13 protein-coding genes are annotated in these 15,629 nt (G+C 72.4%); 6 read left to right on the top strand and 7 right to left on the bottom strand.

Annotated features, from left to right (window positions below; translation table 11 throughout):
• Nucleotides 1–60: 60 nt before the first annotated feature.
• Nucleotides 61–744: a DUF3105 domain-containing protein gene (locus G3I41_RS03335; protein ID WP_203600125.1), complete on the top strand. Its 684-nt coding sequence runs from the start codon at nt 61–63 to the stop codon at nt 742–744.
• Between the two features lie 9 nt (nt 745–753).
• Here G3I41_RS03335 and mug read toward each other — a convergent pair whose 3' ends face one another.
• Nucleotides 754–1,347: a G/U mismatch-specific DNA glycosylase gene (gene mug / locus G3I41_RS03330; RefSeq protein ID WP_164398804.1), complete on the bottom strand. Its 594-nt coding sequence runs from the start codon at nt 1,345–1,347 to the stop codon at nt 754–756.
• A 261-nt stretch (nt 1,348–1,608) separates the two neighbouring features.
• On the opposite strand from mug, the gene G3I41_RS03325 reads away from it, so the two are divergent.
• On the top strand, nt 1,609–2,085 hold the full coding sequence (locus G3I41_RS03325; protein ID WP_164398803.1) for an ATP-binding protein: 477 nt from the start codon (nt 1,609–1,611) through the stop codon (nt 2,083–2,085).
• A gap of 101 nt (nt 2,086–2,186) precedes the next feature.
• On the opposite strand, the gene G3I41_RS03320 is transcribed toward G3I41_RS03325, so the two are convergent.
• Nucleotides 2,187–2,630 carry an ATP-binding protein gene (locus tag G3I41_RS03320; protein ID WP_203600120.1) on the bottom strand — a complete coding sequence of 148 codons (444 nt, stop codon included), beginning with the start codon at nt 2,628–2,630 and terminating at the stop codon, nt 2,187–2,189.
• Between the two features lie 128 nt (nt 2,631–2,758).
• On the opposite strand from G3I41_RS03320, the gene G3I41_RS03315 reads away from it, so the two are divergent.
• Nucleotides 2,759–4,513, top strand: a complete 1,755-nt coding sequence (locus G3I41_RS03315; protein WP_164398802.1) for an NAD+ synthase — start codon at nt 2,759–2,761, stop codon at nt 4,511–4,513.
• Nucleotides 4,514–4,604: 91 nt separating this feature from the next.
• Here the strand turns inward: G3I41_RS03315 and G3I41_RS03310 are convergent, their stop codons facing one another.
• The 4 genes from G3I41_RS03310 to G3I41_RS03295 form a co-directional block, all read right to left on the bottom strand.
• Complete coding sequence (locus tag G3I41_RS03310; RefSeq protein WP_164398801.1) at nt 4,605–5,825, bottom strand: MFS transporter; 1,221 nt, start codon at nt 5,823–5,825, stop codon at nt 4,605–4,607.
• Between the two features lie 249 nt (nt 5,826–6,074).
• A complete protein-coding gene (locus tag G3I41_RS03305; protein WP_164398800.1) occupies nt 6,075–7,103 on the bottom strand; it encodes an endonuclease/exonuclease/phosphatase family protein in 1,029 nt (342 codons plus the stop codon).
• Nucleotides 7,104–7,268: 165 nt separating this feature from the next.
• The gene (locus G3I41_RS03300; RefSeq protein WP_164398799.1) at nt 7,269–7,931 is read right to left on the bottom strand and encodes a TetR/AcrR family transcriptional regulator; all 663 of its coding nucleotides are present in this window, start codon (nt 7,929–7,931) and stop codon (nt 7,269–7,271) included.
• A gap of 113 nt (nt 7,932–8,044) precedes the next feature.
• Complete coding sequence (locus G3I41_RS03295) at nt 8,045–9,649, bottom strand: MFS transporter (protein ID WP_164398798.1); 1,605 nt, start codon at nt 9,647–9,649, stop codon at nt 8,045–8,047.
• Nucleotides 9,650–9,829: 180 nt separating this feature from the next.
• Between G3I41_RS03295 and panB the strand changes: the two genes are divergently transcribed.
• The 3 genes from panB to G3I41_RS03280 all read left to right on the top strand — a co-directional run bounded on the left by panB (nt 9,830) and on the right by G3I41_RS03280 (nt 12,734).
• Nucleotides 9,830–10,714: a 3-methyl-2-oxobutanoate hydroxymethyltransferase gene (panB, locus tag G3I41_RS03290; protein ID WP_164398797.1), complete on the top strand. Its 885-nt coding sequence runs from the start codon at nt 9,830–9,832 to the stop codon at nt 10,712–10,714.
• Between the two features lie 155 nt (nt 10,715–10,869).
• Nucleotides 10,870–11,880 carry an ATP-binding cassette domain-containing protein gene (locus G3I41_RS03285; protein ID WP_164398796.1) on the top strand — a complete coding sequence of 337 codons (1,011 nt, stop codon included), beginning with the start codon at nt 10,870–10,872 and terminating at the stop codon, nt 11,878–11,880.
• Entirely contained in the window at nt 11,877–12,734 is an 858-nt protein-coding gene (locus tag G3I41_RS03280) for an ABC transporter permease (RefSeq protein ID WP_164398795.1), read from the top strand. The genes G3I41_RS03285 and G3I41_RS03280 overlap by 4 nt, the downstream gene beginning before the upstream one ends.
• 2 nt (nt 12,735–12,736) lie before the next feature.
• On the opposite strand, the gene G3I41_RS03275 is transcribed toward G3I41_RS03280, so the two are convergent.
• On the bottom strand, nt 12,737–15,629 hold a 2,893-nt coding region (locus G3I41_RS03275; RefSeq protein ID WP_164398794.1), incomplete at its 5' end, for a BTAD domain-containing putative transcriptional regulator.

The raw sequence follows: 15,629 nt of genomic DNA, 5'->3' as shown, positions 1-15,629 counted from the left end.
AAACCGCCCCGTCACCCCGAGCCGCCGCTCCCCGTCCCCTTCGCAGAAGGACCACACGACATGAGCTACGACCGCAGGGCCCGCATAGAGCAGATGCGCAACGCCGACCGCACGCGGGATCGCCGCAACAGGATCCTGATCGTGAGCCTCAGCGCCGTCGCCGTCGCCGGGCTCGTCGCCTTCGGTTCGTACACGATCCTCGACAAGGACTCCGGCGGCTCGGAGAGTGCGATGACCGCCGACGGGAAGGGCTCCACGCCCTCCGCCGGGGAGAAGGACGAGAACCTGGCGACCGGGCCGATCAAGGACGAGAAGTCCTGGGACGCGAAGAAGCTCACCCGCAACCACGTGACGGACGACGTCCACTACCCCATGAAGCCGCCGGTCGGCGGGGACCACAACCCGGTCTGGATGAACTGCGACGGCGAGGTCTACAAGAAGGCCATCCCCGACGTGAACGCCGTGCACGCCCTGGAGCACGGTTCGGTCTGGGTGACGTACACCGACGACGCCCCCGCCGCCGACGTGGCGAAGCTCGCCGACCGGGTCTCCAGCACGCCGTACTCGCTCATGAGCCCCTACGAGGACCAGGCCGGCGCGATCATGCTGAGCGCCTGGGGCAAGCAGGTCACCGTGGACGGGGCGGACGACCCGCGCGTGGCGCAGTTCTTCGCGCACTACGTGCAGGGGCCGCAGACCCCCGAGCCGGGCGCCGCCTGCACGGGCGGCCTCGACGGGGAATGAACCGGGGCCTCAGCGGCACGGCGGGCCCTGGGAGGGCTGCCCCATGGCCTCCCGGAGCCTGGCGAACTCGCGAGCCAGCGCGGCGGGCGGGTAGTGGGCATTCAGTCCGCTGGGGTTGGGCAGTACCCATACCCGGGTCGGGCCGATGCCCGTCTCCTGGGGGCCGATGACCGCCTGCGGGGCGTCGAAGGCGATGCGGTACGTGCCGATCCCGAGCAGCGCGAGCCAGTCCGGGCGCAGAGCGCGCACCCGGGTGCGAAGATCCCGCGCGCCCTCGCGGAGCTCGGTCCGGGTGAGCTCCGCGGCGCGTGCGGTGGGGCGGCGGACCATGCTCGTGATGCCGATCCCCAGCGGGAGCAGTTCCCGCTCCTGCTCGCCGGAGAGCACGCGCGGGGTGAACCCGGCCCGGAAGAGGGCCGGCCAGAGGCGGTTGCCGGGGTTCGCGAAGTGGTGCCCGGCGGCGGCGGACCCGAGGCCCGGGTTGATCCCGCACAGCAGCAGTCGCAGCCCGTCGGTGACGAGATCCGGGAGTTCCTTCGTCCGGGCGGCCTCCCGCTCGGATGCGGTGGCGCGCCGACGACGTGGCCGGCCTTCCGGTGTCATCAGCGAAACGCCCGGCCGGGTCCCGCGCCCTTCGGGTACTTGTCGCGCATACCGGCCCTTTCCGGCCTGCCCGTCCGGCCTCGGCCTGATTCCCAGCCTGCTCGTCCGGGCGGCCGTCCGCCAGCCGGGCGGATGCCGCCGACACAGGCCGGTCCGGTCCGGTCCGGCAGGCTGACAGCTGCTTGGAACCGGCATACCGGGGTACGCGTGCCGAGGGCTGCGCAAGGCAGCCGACCGGACGGGGGACGCATGGAACAGCACGTGACTCACAACGATGTCGCCGTGGGCCGGCAGAGCGGGACGGAGGTCGTGCGGGGCAGCGCCGCGTACGAGATGACGTCCGCCGAGATCGCCAGTGCCCGGGCTTTCGTCCGGGACTTCGTCCACGAGGGCAGGGCGCTGCACGCGTGGGAGGTGTCCGACCGGGCCGTCGACGTGGCCCAGCTGGTGGTCAGCGAGCTGGCCACCAATGTCTGCAAGTACGCCCCGGGGCCCTGCCTCCTGGATCTCGCATCCGACGGCGAGACGCTGAACATCGCCATGTGGGATTCCGGCGCCGCGTTCCCCACCGCCTCCCCCTCCGACCCCACGCGCATCGGCAGCCACGGCCTGGAGCTGGTCCTCATGGTCTGCCAGAGCTTCGAGATCCGCCGTGAGCCGGTCGGCAAGCGGCTGAACGTCACAGTCGCCCTTCAGGACGACCCCGACCGGAGCCCGCACGGTCGCACCGCCTGGTGACCCTCAGATGGCCCCCGGACGGCCTGAGCACCTGGCCCGTGCGCGTGCGGGCCTCCACGGCGGTACTCGTGGGGGGCCCTCCACGGCGGTACTCGTGGGGTTCAGGCCATGGCGACCAGAGCCGTGATGGACTTGCCACCGGGTCCCGCGTCGACCACCACGCGCGTGGCGAGCCGGCACACCAGGGTCCAGCCGTAGCCGCCCACCCAGCCGGCGGCGCCCGCCCGGTCGACGGGCAGGTCGGGGCTCGCGTCCGACACGGTGATGGTCAGGCCGTCACCGTGGAGTTCGGCCGCGAATCCGGTGACGCCCCCTCCGTGCACCACGGCATTGGTCACCAGCTCCGACGTGACCAGCAGCGCGTCCGCGACGACGACATCGGCCGTCATCTCCGGACCTGCCAGTGCGCAGAACTGCGTGGTCAGCAATGCGGTGACCGCGTCGCGCGCCGCGGCGGCGCTCTGGGGGACAAGGGAGATCGCGAGCCTGTCCGGAAAGCCTTCCGGGCCCTCTTCGAATTCTGCGGCACTCAGATCATCGCGCATGGCTCTCATCGCGTGCCCGGCCGGTCGCCCTTCACACCTCGTGCGGAGAGCGCGGCCGTCCCCCCGGCCGCGTCCCTGTGCGCGCCCCGACAGGACATCGCGTCAGTAAGACGATTAGAGTGGGACGCGTGCCTCAACTACGCCTCGCACTGAATCAGATCGACTCGACCGTCGGCGACCTCGCCGGAAACGCCGAGGCGATCGTCCACTGGACCCGGCACTCCGCCGAACAGGGCGCCCACTTCGTGGCGTTCCCCGAGATGGTGCTGACCGGCTACCCCGTCGAGGACCTGGCCCTGCGGTCGTCCTTCGTCGAGGCGTCACGCGCGGCGCTGCGCGCGCTCGCCGCCCGCCTCGACGCGGAGGGCTTCGGGGAGATCCCCGTCCTCGTCGGCTACCTCGACCGGTCGGAGTTCGCGGCGGAGCGCTACGGCCAGCCGGCCGGGTCTCCGCGCAACGCCGCCGCGGTGCTGCACCGCGGCGGGATCGCGCTGAACTTCGCCAAGCACCACCTGCCGAACTACGGCGTCTTCGACGAGTTCCGGTACTTCGTGCCGGGCGACTCGATGCCGGTCGTACGCGTGCACGGCATCGATGTCGCCCTCGCGATCTGCGAGGACCTGTGGCAGGACGGCGGCCGCGTCCCGGCCGCGCGCGCCGCCGGGGCCGGGCTGCTGCTGTCGGTCAACGCCTCGCCGTACGAGCGGGACAAGGACGACACCCGGCTGGAACTGGTCCGCAAGCGGGCCCGTGAGGCCGGCTGCACGACCGCCTACCTCGCGATGATCGGCGGCCAGGACGAGCTGGTCTTCGACGGCGACTCGATCGTGGTCGACCGGGAGGGCGAGGTCATCGCCCGCGCCCCGCAGTTCGCCGAGGGCAGCGTGATCCTCGACCTGGACCTGCCCGCCGCCCCGGCCGAGGCGCCGTCCGGCGTGGTCGCCGACGGACTGCGGATCGACCACGTGGTCCTCTCCGAGGAGCCGCTGCCTCCGTACGAGGCGGAGCTCGCCGGCGGTTACGCGGACCGGCTGGACGACGACGAGGAGCTGTACACCGCCCTCGTGGTCGGTCTGCGGGCCTACGCCGCGAAGAACGGCTTCACCAGCGTGCTCATCGGGCTCTCCGGCGGCATCGACTCGGCCCTGGTCGCCGCGATCGCCTGCGACGCGCTGGGCGCGCAGCAGGTGTACGGGGTCTCCATGCCATCCAAGTACTCCTCGGACCACTCCAAGGGCGACGCGGCCGAGCTGGCCCGGCGGACCGGGCTCAACTTCCGGACCGTCCCGATCGAGCCGATGTTCGACGCGTACATGGGGTCGCTGGGGCTCACCGGGCTCGCCGAGGAGAACCTGCAGTCGCGGCTGCGCGGCACGACGCTGATGGCCATCTCCAACCAGGAGGGCCAGATCGTCCTGGCGCCGGGCAACAAGTCGGAGCTGGCGGTCGGCTACTCGACGCTGTACGGGGACTCCGTCGGGGCGTACGGGCCGATCAAGGACGTGTACAAGACGTCGGTGTTCCGGCTGGCGAAGTGGCGCAACCGGGCCGCCGAGGAGCGCGGGCAGACCCCGCCGATCCCGGAGGCGTCCATCACGAAGCCGCCGAGCGCCGAGCTGCGGCCGGGCCAGGTGGACACGGACTCGCTGCCGGACTACGACGTGCTGGACCGGATCCTCGAACTGTACGTGGACCGGGACCAAGGGCTCGAAGCGATCGTCGCGGCCGGGTTCGACCGGGCGCTGGTGGCGAAGACGCTGCGGATGGTCGACACGGCGGAGTACAAGCGGCGGCAGTACCCGCCGGGCACGAAGATCTCGCCGAAGGGGTTCGGGAAGGACCGGCGGCTGCCGATCACGAATCGGTGGCGCGAGGCGGTCTGAAGCCCGCGGGTCTCTGATACGTGAGCCCGTCCGGGGCTGGGGGTTCGTCCTCAAGCGCCGGACGGGCTTGTTTCTGGCTGGCCGCCGCTGGTCAGTTGCGGCCCGTTCCGGCCGGGGTCCTGTCCTCAAGCGCCGGACGGGGCGATTTCGCCACCACCTTCGACGCGCCGCCCTCGCGGTCCAACGCGCCCGCCGTGACGGCGACGGCCAGGCCGGCCAGGGCCAGTACCGCGCCCACCAGGGCCGGTGACGTCCAGCCCCAGCCCGCGGCGATCGCCGCGCCGCCCAGCCACGCGCCGCCCGCGTTGGCCAGGTTGAACGCGGAGTGGTTGGAGGCCGATGCCAGGGTGGGGGCGTCCTTCGCCTTGTTCATCACCAGCATCTGGAGCGGCGTGGTCGTCATGAAGCCCACCGCGCCCAGCAGCACCACCATCAGCAGCGCCGCCCACTTCACCTGGGCGGCCAGCGGGAAGACCGCCAGGACCACGGCGAGGCCGCCCAGCGACCCGTACAGCGTCGGGCGCAGCGCCCGGTCCGTGAGCGGGCCGGCGGCCAGCGCGCCCAGGGTCATGCCGATGCCGAAGAGCGCGAGCACCGGCGTCACGGCGGACTCGCCGAAGCCCATGGCCTTCGTGGTCATCGCCGAGAGGTACGAGTAGACCGCGAACACGCCGGCGAAGCCGAAGACCGCGGTAAGGAGTCCGAGCAGGACCTGCCGGCTGCCGAGCGCCCGCAGCTCGCGGCGTACGTCCTGCCGGGCCTCGACGGGGATCTGCGGGACGAGCCGGGCGAGGGCCGCCATCGCGCAGACGCCGATGGCCGCGACGACCAGGAAGGTGGCCCGCCAGCCGAGGTGCTGGCCGAGCAGGGTCGCGGCGGGCACGCCGACGATGTTGGCGACCGTCAGGCCGAGGAACATCGTGGCGACGGCCCGCGCCCGGCGCCCCTCGGGCACCAGCCGGGAGGCGACGACGGCGCCGACGCCGAAGAACGCGCCGTGCGGCAGACCGGCCAGGAGGCGGCCCGCGATCAGCCAGCCGAAGCCGGGGGCGAGCGCGGAGGCGAGGTTGCCGACGGTGAAGAGGGCCATCAGGAGCAGGAGCATCCGCTTGCGCGGGACGCGGGAGCCGAGGGCGGTGAGCAGTGGGGCGCCGATCACCACGCCGATCGCGTACGCGGACACGAGGTAGCCGGCGGTGGGGACGGAGGTGCCGAGGTCGTCCGCGACGTCGGGCAGCAGGCCCATCATCACGAACTCGGTGGTGCCGATGCCGAAGGCGCTCACGGCCAGCGCGAGCAGGGCCAGGGGCATGAGGAGAGACCTTTCCGCTTCAGGCCCCCGCCGCAGCCCGGCGAGACCCGGTCGGGGCCTGCGGACGTGCGGAGGGGGCGGGAGGAAACGTGGTCGTACGCACGCCCGCGCGGTCCGCCGGTCGGCGGGGCGCAGGGCGGCGGACCGGCCTCGTCGCCGGCGACCTTGTTCCTGTACGGAACAAAGTCTCTCAGAGGAATGGTGCCATCCGGTAAACGGCCCGTTGCGCCGGACGAACGGCCCGTTGCGTCAGAGTGCGACGCGGGCGGCGATCGGGAGGTGGTCGCTGCCGGTGGCCGGGAGCGACCAGGAGGACTTCGGCTCGACGCCCTTGACCAGGATCTGGTCGATCCGGGCCATCGGGAACTTCGCGGGCCAGCTGAACCCGAAGCCGTCGCCCGCCGCGCCCTGGGTGGAGCGCAGCTGCGAGGTGACCGCCTTGAGGGCGCGGTCGTTCATCGTGCCGTTGAGGTCGCCGAGCAGGGCCACCCGGGCGAGCGGTTCGTGGGAGATGGCCTTGCCGAGGGCGTCGGCGCTCTGGTCGCGCTGGTTGGCGGTGAAGCCGGCGTGCAGCTTGACCCGTACGGACGGCAGGTGCGCCACGTAGACCGCGAGGGGGCCCTCGGGCGTCGCGACGGTGGTCCGCATCGCGCGGACCCAGCCCATCTTCAGGTCCACCGGCCGGGTGTCGCTCAGCGGGTACTTGCTCCAGAGCCCCACGGTGCCCTGCACGGAGTGGTACCGGAAGCGGCCGGCGAGCGCCTTCTCGTACGCCGCCACCTTGCCGGCGGGCAGCTCCTGGAGGGCGACGACGTCCGCGCCGGAGCCCGCGACCTGGTCGGCGGTGGCGGCCGGGTCGGGGTTGTCGGCGTTGACGTTGTGCGTGGCGACCGTGAGGTCACCGCCGGCGCCCGACTTGTCGAAGAACAGGCCGCCGAACATGTTGAGCCAGACCACGACCGGCAGCACGAGCGCCACCAGGGCGGTCGCCGAGCGGCGCACCAGGCCCAGGACCAGCAGCAGCGGGATCAGCACGCCGCACCACGGCAGGAACGTCTCGGTGAGGCTGCCCAGGTTGCCGATGGTGTTGGGGATCTGGGCGTGGAAGGCCATCACGAGGGTCAGCAGGAGCGACCAGCAGGCCAGGACGATCCCGCGCCGCCAGACGCCGGGGTCCCGGAAGGTCCGGGCGAGTCTGTCGCGCAGGTCCCGGAAGCGGGAGCCGGTGCGCTGCGGTCCTACGCCGTTCCCGGTGTCCGCCCTGTACGCCTGCACCATCGCGCTGTCCTCACTGCCTTGCCGTACACATCGCCGCGCCCCCGACCCTAGGGGATGCGCGATGCCTTTCCTGCCGCCTGTGGCGGTCGTACTGCCACAAGGACGTGGGAGGCGGCTCCGGCAGTTCCGGAGGAGAGGCGGATCGCGGCGTCTGTGACGAAACGATCACATGGGTCCGCGCCGCGGCGCCAGGCCCTCCAGCGCCAGGGCGATGATGCGGTCGGCGAGGTCCTCGGGCAGCGGCGCGTCGGGCCGGTGGATGGTGCGTACGAGCATGGGGCCGAGGAACAGGTCGTCCATCAGCTCCACGTCCGTGTCGTCCCGCAGCTCGCCCGCCTCGACGGCGCGCCGGACGGCGGCGACCATGGCGAGGCGGCGGGGGGCGATCACGTTGCACTGGTACTCGTGCCACAGCTTGGGATGGCTCTTCATCTGCGCGAACACGTTGTGCAGCAGGGCGGAGGAGCGCTGGGCGAGGCCGCGTTTGCGCATGGATTCGAGCAGGAGGCGCAGGTCGCCCAGGCCGCCGGTGCCGGAGACCTCGGGTTCCGGGGGCTCGATGGCGCGGAGTACGTCGACGAAGAGCTCCTCCTTGCCCGCCCAGCGCCGGTAGATGGTGGCCTTGCCGACCCCGGCGGTGCGGGCGATGCGCTCGATGGAGAGCGCGGCCAGGGGTTCACCGGCCTCCAGCAGCTCCACGACGGCGTCCAGGATGGCCGCCTCGGCGGCGGCGCTGCGCGGCCGCCCCCGGCGCGGCTCGGAGTCGTCGCCGGGTTCCGGAGGGCCGGGAACCTCGCCGGACCGCTCGTCCGGTGCCTGATCCTGCACTGAGACCACCTTTCGCCGCCCCCGATTCTCGCCGACGCGGAAGAGGGGCGGCCCTTACGGGTGAACCGGGCCGCGCGACACGACCCGGTTCACCCGTAAGGTTCAGCCGGACGTCACCGTCCGGCGCCCGCCGGAGCGGGGCGCTCCTCCTCGCGTACGGACCGGGGCGCGGCGGGCTCGCGGCCCGGCAGCCACAGGGCGACGACGACCGTGCCGACGAGGGCGACGGCGGCCGAGCCGAGGGCCGTGACGTGCATGGCGCTCATGAAGGCGTCGTGCGCGGCGGTCACCAGCGGGGCGCCCCGGGGGCCCAGCTTCTCCGCGATGGCGAGGGTGGCCTCGACGGACTCCCCCGCCGCGTCCCGGGCCCCGGAGGGCAGCGCGCCGAGGTGGTCCTCGATGTCGCCCCGGTAGACGGTGGACAGCACCGAGCCGAGCACGGCGATCCCGAGCGCGCCGCCGACCTGGCGGAACGTGTTGTTGACGGCCGAGCCGGAGCCCGCCTTCTCGCGCGGCAGCGCCTGCATCACGGCGACGGTGACCGGCGGCATGACATGGGCCATGCCGGTGCCCTGGACGAAGAAGACGACGCACATCACCCAGACGGGCGTGTCGGCGTCGAAGAGGGCGAAGGCGGCCAGGCCGAGGGCGACGGCCAGCATGCCCGCCGTGCAGACGGCGCGGGCGCCGAAGCGGGCGACGACGATCCGGGCACGGGGCGCGAAGACCATCTGGGCCACGGCCAGCGGCAGGATCAGCAGCCCGGACTGGAGGGCGCTCCAGCCGCGGACGCTCTGCATGTAGAAGGCGGAGAAGAAGGTGACGCCCATCAGCGCGAAGAAGACCAGCGCGATCGAGGCGACGGCGGCGGAGAACGCGGGCTTCCGGAAGTACGAGATGTCTATGGCCGGGCTGGCGCTGCGCTTCTCGTGGAGGACGAAGACCACCAGGACGGCGAGGCCGCCGATGACCGGGAGGAGGACGGTGACGTCGGTGAAGTCGGCGAGCTCGCCGCCCCGGATGATGCCGTACACGAGCAGCACCAGGCCGATGATGGAGAGCACCACGCCGAGCGGGTCGAGCCGGCCGGGCCGCGGGTCCTTCGAGTCCGGCACCAGCAGGACCATAGCGACCAGGGCGATGATCACCACGGGGACGTTGACCAGGAAGATCGAGCCCCACCAGAAGTGTTCGAGGAGCAGGCCGCCGGTGATCGGGCCGATCGCGATGCCGAGGCCGACGCTGCCGGCCCAGATGCCGATCGCCTTGGGCTGCTCGTCGCGCTCGAAGACGTTCATCAGCACGGCGAGTGTGGCCGGCATGACGAAGGCGGCGCCGAAGCCCATCAAGGCGCGCCAGGTGATGAGCTGGCCGGGCGAGTCGGACAGGGCGGCGAGGGCCGAGCCGATGCCGAAGAGGGTGATGCCGAAGAGCAGGATCTTCTTGCGGCCGAGGCGGTCGCCCAGCAGACCGGCGGTGAAGAGCAGGCCGGCGAAGACGAGCGTGTAGGAGTTGATCGCCCACTCCAGCTCGCTCTGGGTGGCGCCGATGCCCGTGGGCGAAGGGGAGGCGATCGTCTTGACGGCGACGTTCAGGATCGAGTTGTCCAGCACCACGATGAGCAGGCTGAACATCAGGACCACGAGAATCGCCCAGCGGCGGCGGTGGACCGCCTCCGGTATGCGGGATACGGCGGGAGCGCCGGAGGCTGTGGACATGGCGAGCAGCTTAACCGGATTCCGATACGGGACCGTCTCGTATTGTAAATATTCCACCAAGGGCAGGCCCGCGGGCCCGGTCGCGCGGCCCACTTCCCGCGACCGGCTCCGGGATGCCACCATGGAAGCGGTCCGGGGACGCCGTCAGGGCGCCTCGAGATGACGAAGGAGCCACCTGCCATGTCGCTTCAGGCTGCGCAGAACCAGTCCGTCACCCCCGCGGGTGCCCCCTCCGACAGCAGCAAGGCGCTGTACGGGGGCAAGAGCAACCGCCGGGTCACCGTCCACGACATCGCCGCCGCCACCGCGCGCGGTGAGAAGTGGCCCATGCTCACCGCCTACGACGCGATGACCGCGTCCGTCTTCGACGAGGCCGGCATCCCGGTCATGCTCGTCGGCGACTCCATGGGCAACTGCCACCTCGGCTACGAGACCACCGTGCCCGTCACGATGGACGAGATCGCCATCCTGTCCGCCGCCGTCGTCCGGGGCACCAAGCGCGCCCTGATCGTCGCGGACCTCCCCTTCGGGGCGTACCAGGAGAGCCCGGTCCAGGCCCTGCGCAACGCCACCCGGCTCATCAAGGAGTCCGGTGTCGGCGCGGTCAAGCTGGAGGGCGGCGAGCGCAGCCACGAGCAGATCAAGCTGCTGGTCGACGCCGGCATCCCGGTCATGGCCCACATCGGCCTGACCCCGCAGTCCGTCAACGCGATGGGCTACCGGGTCCAGGGCCGGGGCGAGGAGGCCGCCCAGCAGATGCTGCGCGACGCCAAGGCCGTGCAGGACGCGGGCGCCTTCGCCGTCGTCCTGGAGCTCGTACCGGCCGAACTGGCCGCCGAGGTCACCCGCACCCTCCACATCCCGACCATCGGGATCGGCGCGGGGCCGGAGACCGACGCCCAGGTGCTGGTCTACACCGACATGGTCGGGCTGACCGGCGGCAAGGTGCCGCGCTTCACCAAGCAGTACGCCGACCTGCGGCAGATCCTCGGCGACGCCGCGAAGGCGTACGCGGAGGAGGTCGTCGGCGGCACGTTCCCGGCCCCGGAGCACACCTTCCACTGAGGCCGCAGGGGTACACCCCCGACGACCACCACCGGTAACGACGACAGCCCGCCGACTTCCCCCATCGGCGGGCTGTCGGCCGTTGTCGGCGGGGTCGAGCGGGCTGTCGGCCGGCTGTCGGCGGCCTGTCGGTGGCGGCTGGTCTGATAGTCGGCATGACGCGAATCGACAAGAACCCCCAGCGCGGCGGGAACGCCGTAGAGGTGCGGGGACTGGTCAAGCACTACGGCGAGACCAAGGCCCTGGACGGCGTGGACCTCGATGTGCGCGAGGGCACCGTCCTCGGCGTGCTCGGCCCCAACGGCGCCGGCAAGACCACCCTCGTACGCTGCCTCTCCACGCTGATCACGCCCGACGCCGGGACCGCGGTCGTCGCCGGCTTCGACGTGGTGAAGCAGCCCCGAGCGCTGCGCCGCACCATCGGCCTCACCGGCCAGTACGCCTCGGTCGACGAGAAGCTCTCCGGCTGGGAGAACCTCTACATGATCGGGCGGCTGCTCGACCTGCCCCGCGCGAAGGCGCGGGCCCGGGCCGACGAGCTGCTGGAGCGCTTCTCGCTCACGGACGCGGCGAAGAAGGCCGCGATGGAGTACTCCGGCGGGATGCGCCGCCGGCTCGACCTGGCCGCCTCCATGATCGGCAGCCCGGCCGTCCTCTACCTGGACGAGCCGACGACGGGGCTCGACCCCCGGACCCGTAACGAGGTCTGGGACGAGGTGCAGCGCATGGTCGCGGAGGGGGCGACCGTGCTCCTCACCACCCAGTACATGGAAGAGGCCGAACAGCTGGCCAACGAGCTGACCGTCATCGACAGGGGCCGCATCATCGCCCGCGGCGGAGTGGACGAGCTCAAGGCCAAGGTCGGCGGCCGCACCCTGCAGATCCGCCCCTCGGACCCGGCCGAGCTGGCCCCGATGGCGCAGGCGCTGCGGGAGACCGGTCTCGACGGTGTCGCCGGCGCACAGGCGGTCCCGGACGAGGGCCTGCTCTACGTACCGATCCTCAGCGACGAGCAGCTGACCGCCGTCATCGGACTGCTCGGCGCCCGGGGCTTCTCGCTGGCCCACGTCGCCACCGCGCTGCCCAGCCTGGACGAGGTGTTCCTCGCCATCACCGGCGACAAGGCCACCGTCACCGACACGACTCCCGAGGAGGTCGCGGCATGAGCACGACGACTCTGACGCCCACCCCCACCGACACGCCCGTCTCCGCGCCGGCCACGAAGCTCCACGACGAGGGCTCCATCGGACTGCGGAACAACCTGCGCCACATCGGGGCCCTGGTCCGGCGCAACCTGCTCCAGATCAAGAAGGATCCGGAGTCGATGTTCGACGCGCTGCTGATGCCCGTCATCTTCGTGCTGCTGTTCGTGTACGTCTTCGGCGGCTCGGTCGGCGGCAGCATGGGCGGCGGCCGGCAGGAGTACCTGAACTACCTGATCCCCGGCCTGATGGCGATGATGGGCATGAACATCGCCATGGCCGTCGGCAGCGGCGTCAACGACGACTTCCGCAAGGGGGTCATGGACCGCTTCCGCACGATGCCGATCGCGCGCTCCTCGGTGCTCATCGCCAAGATCGTGGTCGAGCTCGGCCGGATGATGGTCGCCACGCTCATCCTGCTGGGCATGGGCTTCGCCCTCGGCATGCAGCTCCACGGCTCGGTGCTCGGCCTGATCGGGGCGATCGGCCTGTCGGCCGCGTTCGGTGCCGCGATCATGTGGATCTTCATCCTGCTCGGCCTGGCCATGAAGACGGCCCAGGCGGTTCAGGGCATGGGGATGCTGGTCATGATGCCGCTCCAGTTCGGCTCCTCGATCTTCGCCCCGCCGACGACGATGCCCGGCTGGCTCCAGTCCTTCACCGACTACAACCCGCTGTCGAACCTGGCGGATGCCGCACGCGGGCTCATGATGGGCACCTCGCTCGGCCACTCGGTCTGGCTGACGCTCGGCTGGGCCGTGGTCATCACGGCGGTCGTGGCTCCGCTCGCGGTGTCCAGGTTCCGCAAGAAGTCCTGACCTCAGGCGTTCTGCTCGGGATCCGCGTCCACGAGGGCGGCGGCCTCCTCCAGGGAGAGGCCGCCGCCCTCGGCGTACGCGGCCTCGTAGGCGGCGTCCCCGAGCCGGCCCCGCACCAGCGCCTCGGCGCGGGCGAGGTTCTCGCGCTCCATCGCGTTCATGAAATGCCCCGTGGGCAGGTGCGCCCGTCCGGCGCCCAGCAGCCGCGCCGCGGTCCCGGCCCGCTCCTCGCCGCCGAGGCCGCCGAGCGCCCAGGCCAGGATGACCAGGTTGATCACCGCCATCTGCGGCGCGACCATCTGCGTCAGCGGGTCCCGTACGCCCTTCAGCGACCGGCGGCTCTTCTCCAGCGCGCGGGCGTACTCACCGTCCTGGTTGTCCAGCCAGGCCAGGCCGCCGAGGACGAAGCCCTCGAAGACCGCCATGGTCTCGGACGCGAACTCCTCCTGGAGGCGCGCGAACTGCTCGCGCGCCTCGTCGGTCCGGCCGCACCGGCCCAGCCACATCGCGAGGAACAGCCGCGCCGCGGGCCTCGCCTCGTGCCCGGTCTGGCGCTCGTCGGCCAGCACCTCGCGCATCATCGCCTCGCCCTCGTCGCCCCGGCCGAGCTCGGTGAGCACGGAGGCGTGGCGGACGCGGAGCACGGAGACCTGGGCCAGGGCGCCCAGCTTCTCGGCCGAGCGGATGGCGGCCTGGAAGTCCTCGGCCGCTTGCGCGTACTCCCCCTGCTTCTCGTTGGCCTCGCCGCGCGAGGAGATCGCCTCGGCGATGCCCCAGTCGTCGCCGAGCCTGCTGAAGATCGCCAGGCTCTCGTCGGCGTCCCGGTGGGCCTCGCCGGCCCAGTCGGGGCGGTTGGCCAGCACGTTGGCCCGCATCTGGAGGGCCGCGGCCAGCTCCCACTCGTAACCGAACTCCCGCGCGCCGCGCACCGTTTCGTCCAGCAGGTGGCGCAGATCCGAGACGCCGCCGGTGAGCATCACGGCGTAGAACCAGAGCGAGGCGGGGCTGCGGCAGGTCTGCGGCTGGCCGGCCCGGTAGGTGGCGACGACGGCACGCAGCCTGGCCATGCTGGCCTCGTTCGTCCACTCGTCCATCGCGTGGTCCATGCTGACCAGCTGGATCAGGGTCACCTGCCGCCGGGCCTCCTCAAGCAGCTCCTGCCGCATGGGCGGGGGCGCGTCGGTGCAGCGGTCGTGGAGGGACGGCGCGGGCCGTACGGGCTCCGCGAACGGGTCGGGGCCGAGGGACGCCGCCGCGTCGGCCCAGTGCAGGGCGTCGCCGCGCAGATTGCGGATCTGCCAGTACCAGGACAGGGACAGCACCATGCACAGCGCCTCCTGCTCGTCGCGGGCGGCGACGGCGTGGCGCAGCGCGATGCGCAGGTTCTCGTACTCGCGCTGCAGGAGCCTGATCGCGGCGAGCTGTCCGGAGCCGCGCAGCAACGGATCGGTCGTACGGGCCAGTTCGCGGTAGAACACGAGGTGCCGGCGTTCCACGGCGTCCCGCTCGCCCGACTCCTCCAGGCGCTCCGCCGCGTACTCGCCGACGGTCTCCAGGAGCCGGTAGCGCATCCGGCCGTCGTCCGCCGGGGCGGCGACCACGAGCGACTTGTCCACGAGCGAGCCGAGGAGGAGGGCCACCTCGCCGGACCCACCGGGCGTGTCGGCGCAGACGGCCTCGGCGGCCTCCAGGGTGCAGCCGCCGGCGAAGACGGAGAGGCGGCGCAGGGTGACCCGCTCCGCGTCGTCCAGCAGCTCCCAGGACCAGTCCACGACCGCCCGCAGGGTCTGCTGGCGGGGCAGCACGGTCCGGCTGCCGCTGGTCAGCAGGCGGAAGCGGTCGTCGAGCCGGTCCGCGATCTGCTGCGGCGTGAGCATCCGCAGCCGGGCCGCGGCGAGCTCGATGGCGAGCGGGAGGCCGTCCAGGCGGCGGCAGATCTCGGCGGCGGCCGCCGCCGTCGCCTCGTCCGCGTCCACCCGGAAGCCGGGGCGGGCGGCGGCGCCGCGCTCGGCGAGCAGGCGCAGCGCGGTCGGGTCCGGCAGCGGGTCCACGGGCCGGACCGACTCACCCGGCACGCCGAGGGGTTCCCGGCTGGTCGCGAGGACGGTGAGCCGGGGGCAGCGGGCCAGCAGATGGTCGGCGAGGGCTGCGGCGGCACCGATGACGTGCTCGCAGTTGTCGAGGAGGAGCAGCATGCGGCGGCGCGAGCAGTACTCGGTGAGCCGGGCCAGCGACTCACCGGCCGCGCGCTCGTCACCGGAGGCCCGCTCGGCGGCCCGGAGCTCCCCGGACCCGGCCCCGCTCAGCACGGTCTCCCGGGCCCCGAGCGCGGCGAGCACCGCCTCCGGCACGGCCTCCGGGTCGTCCACGGGTGCCAGCTCGGCGAGCCAGACGCCGTCCGGCCAGGTGCCGGCGTCGACGGTGTCCGCGACCTCCTGCGAGAGCCGCGTCTTGCCGGCGCCGCCGGGCCCGAGCAGGGTGACCAGCCTTCCCCGGGAGAGGTCGCCGCGCAGGGCCTCCATCTCGCGCTCCCGGCCGACGAAGCTGGTGAGCCGGGCTCGGAGGTTGCCCAGGGGGACGGACTCCTTCACGGGGGCCGGAGGCTCCTGCCGAAGCAGCTCCCCGTACAGAGTGGTCAGCTCGGGCCCCGGGTCGGTGCCCAGACGGTCCGCCATGAGGGTGCGGACCTCGTCGTACGCGGCCAGGGCCTGCGCGGTGCGCCCGGCGTCGCGCAGGGCGCGCAGGCGGAGCGCCTGGAGGGGTTCGTCCAGGGGGTGCTCGCCGCAGAGCGCGGTCAGCTCGGGCAGCACCTCGGCGGCCCGGCCGAGCTTCAGCTCCGCGGCGAGCCGGTCCCTGCGGGCGTCGAGCCGGCGGGCCGTCCAGCGCGCGGCGGCG

This window comes from Streptomyces sp. SID9727 (assembly GCF_010550605.1).
Classification (GTDB): domain Bacteria; phylum Actinomycetota; class Actinomycetes; order Streptomycetales; family Streptomycetaceae; genus Streptomyces.
This window is presented reverse-complemented; position numbering and strand designations above follow the sequence as displayed.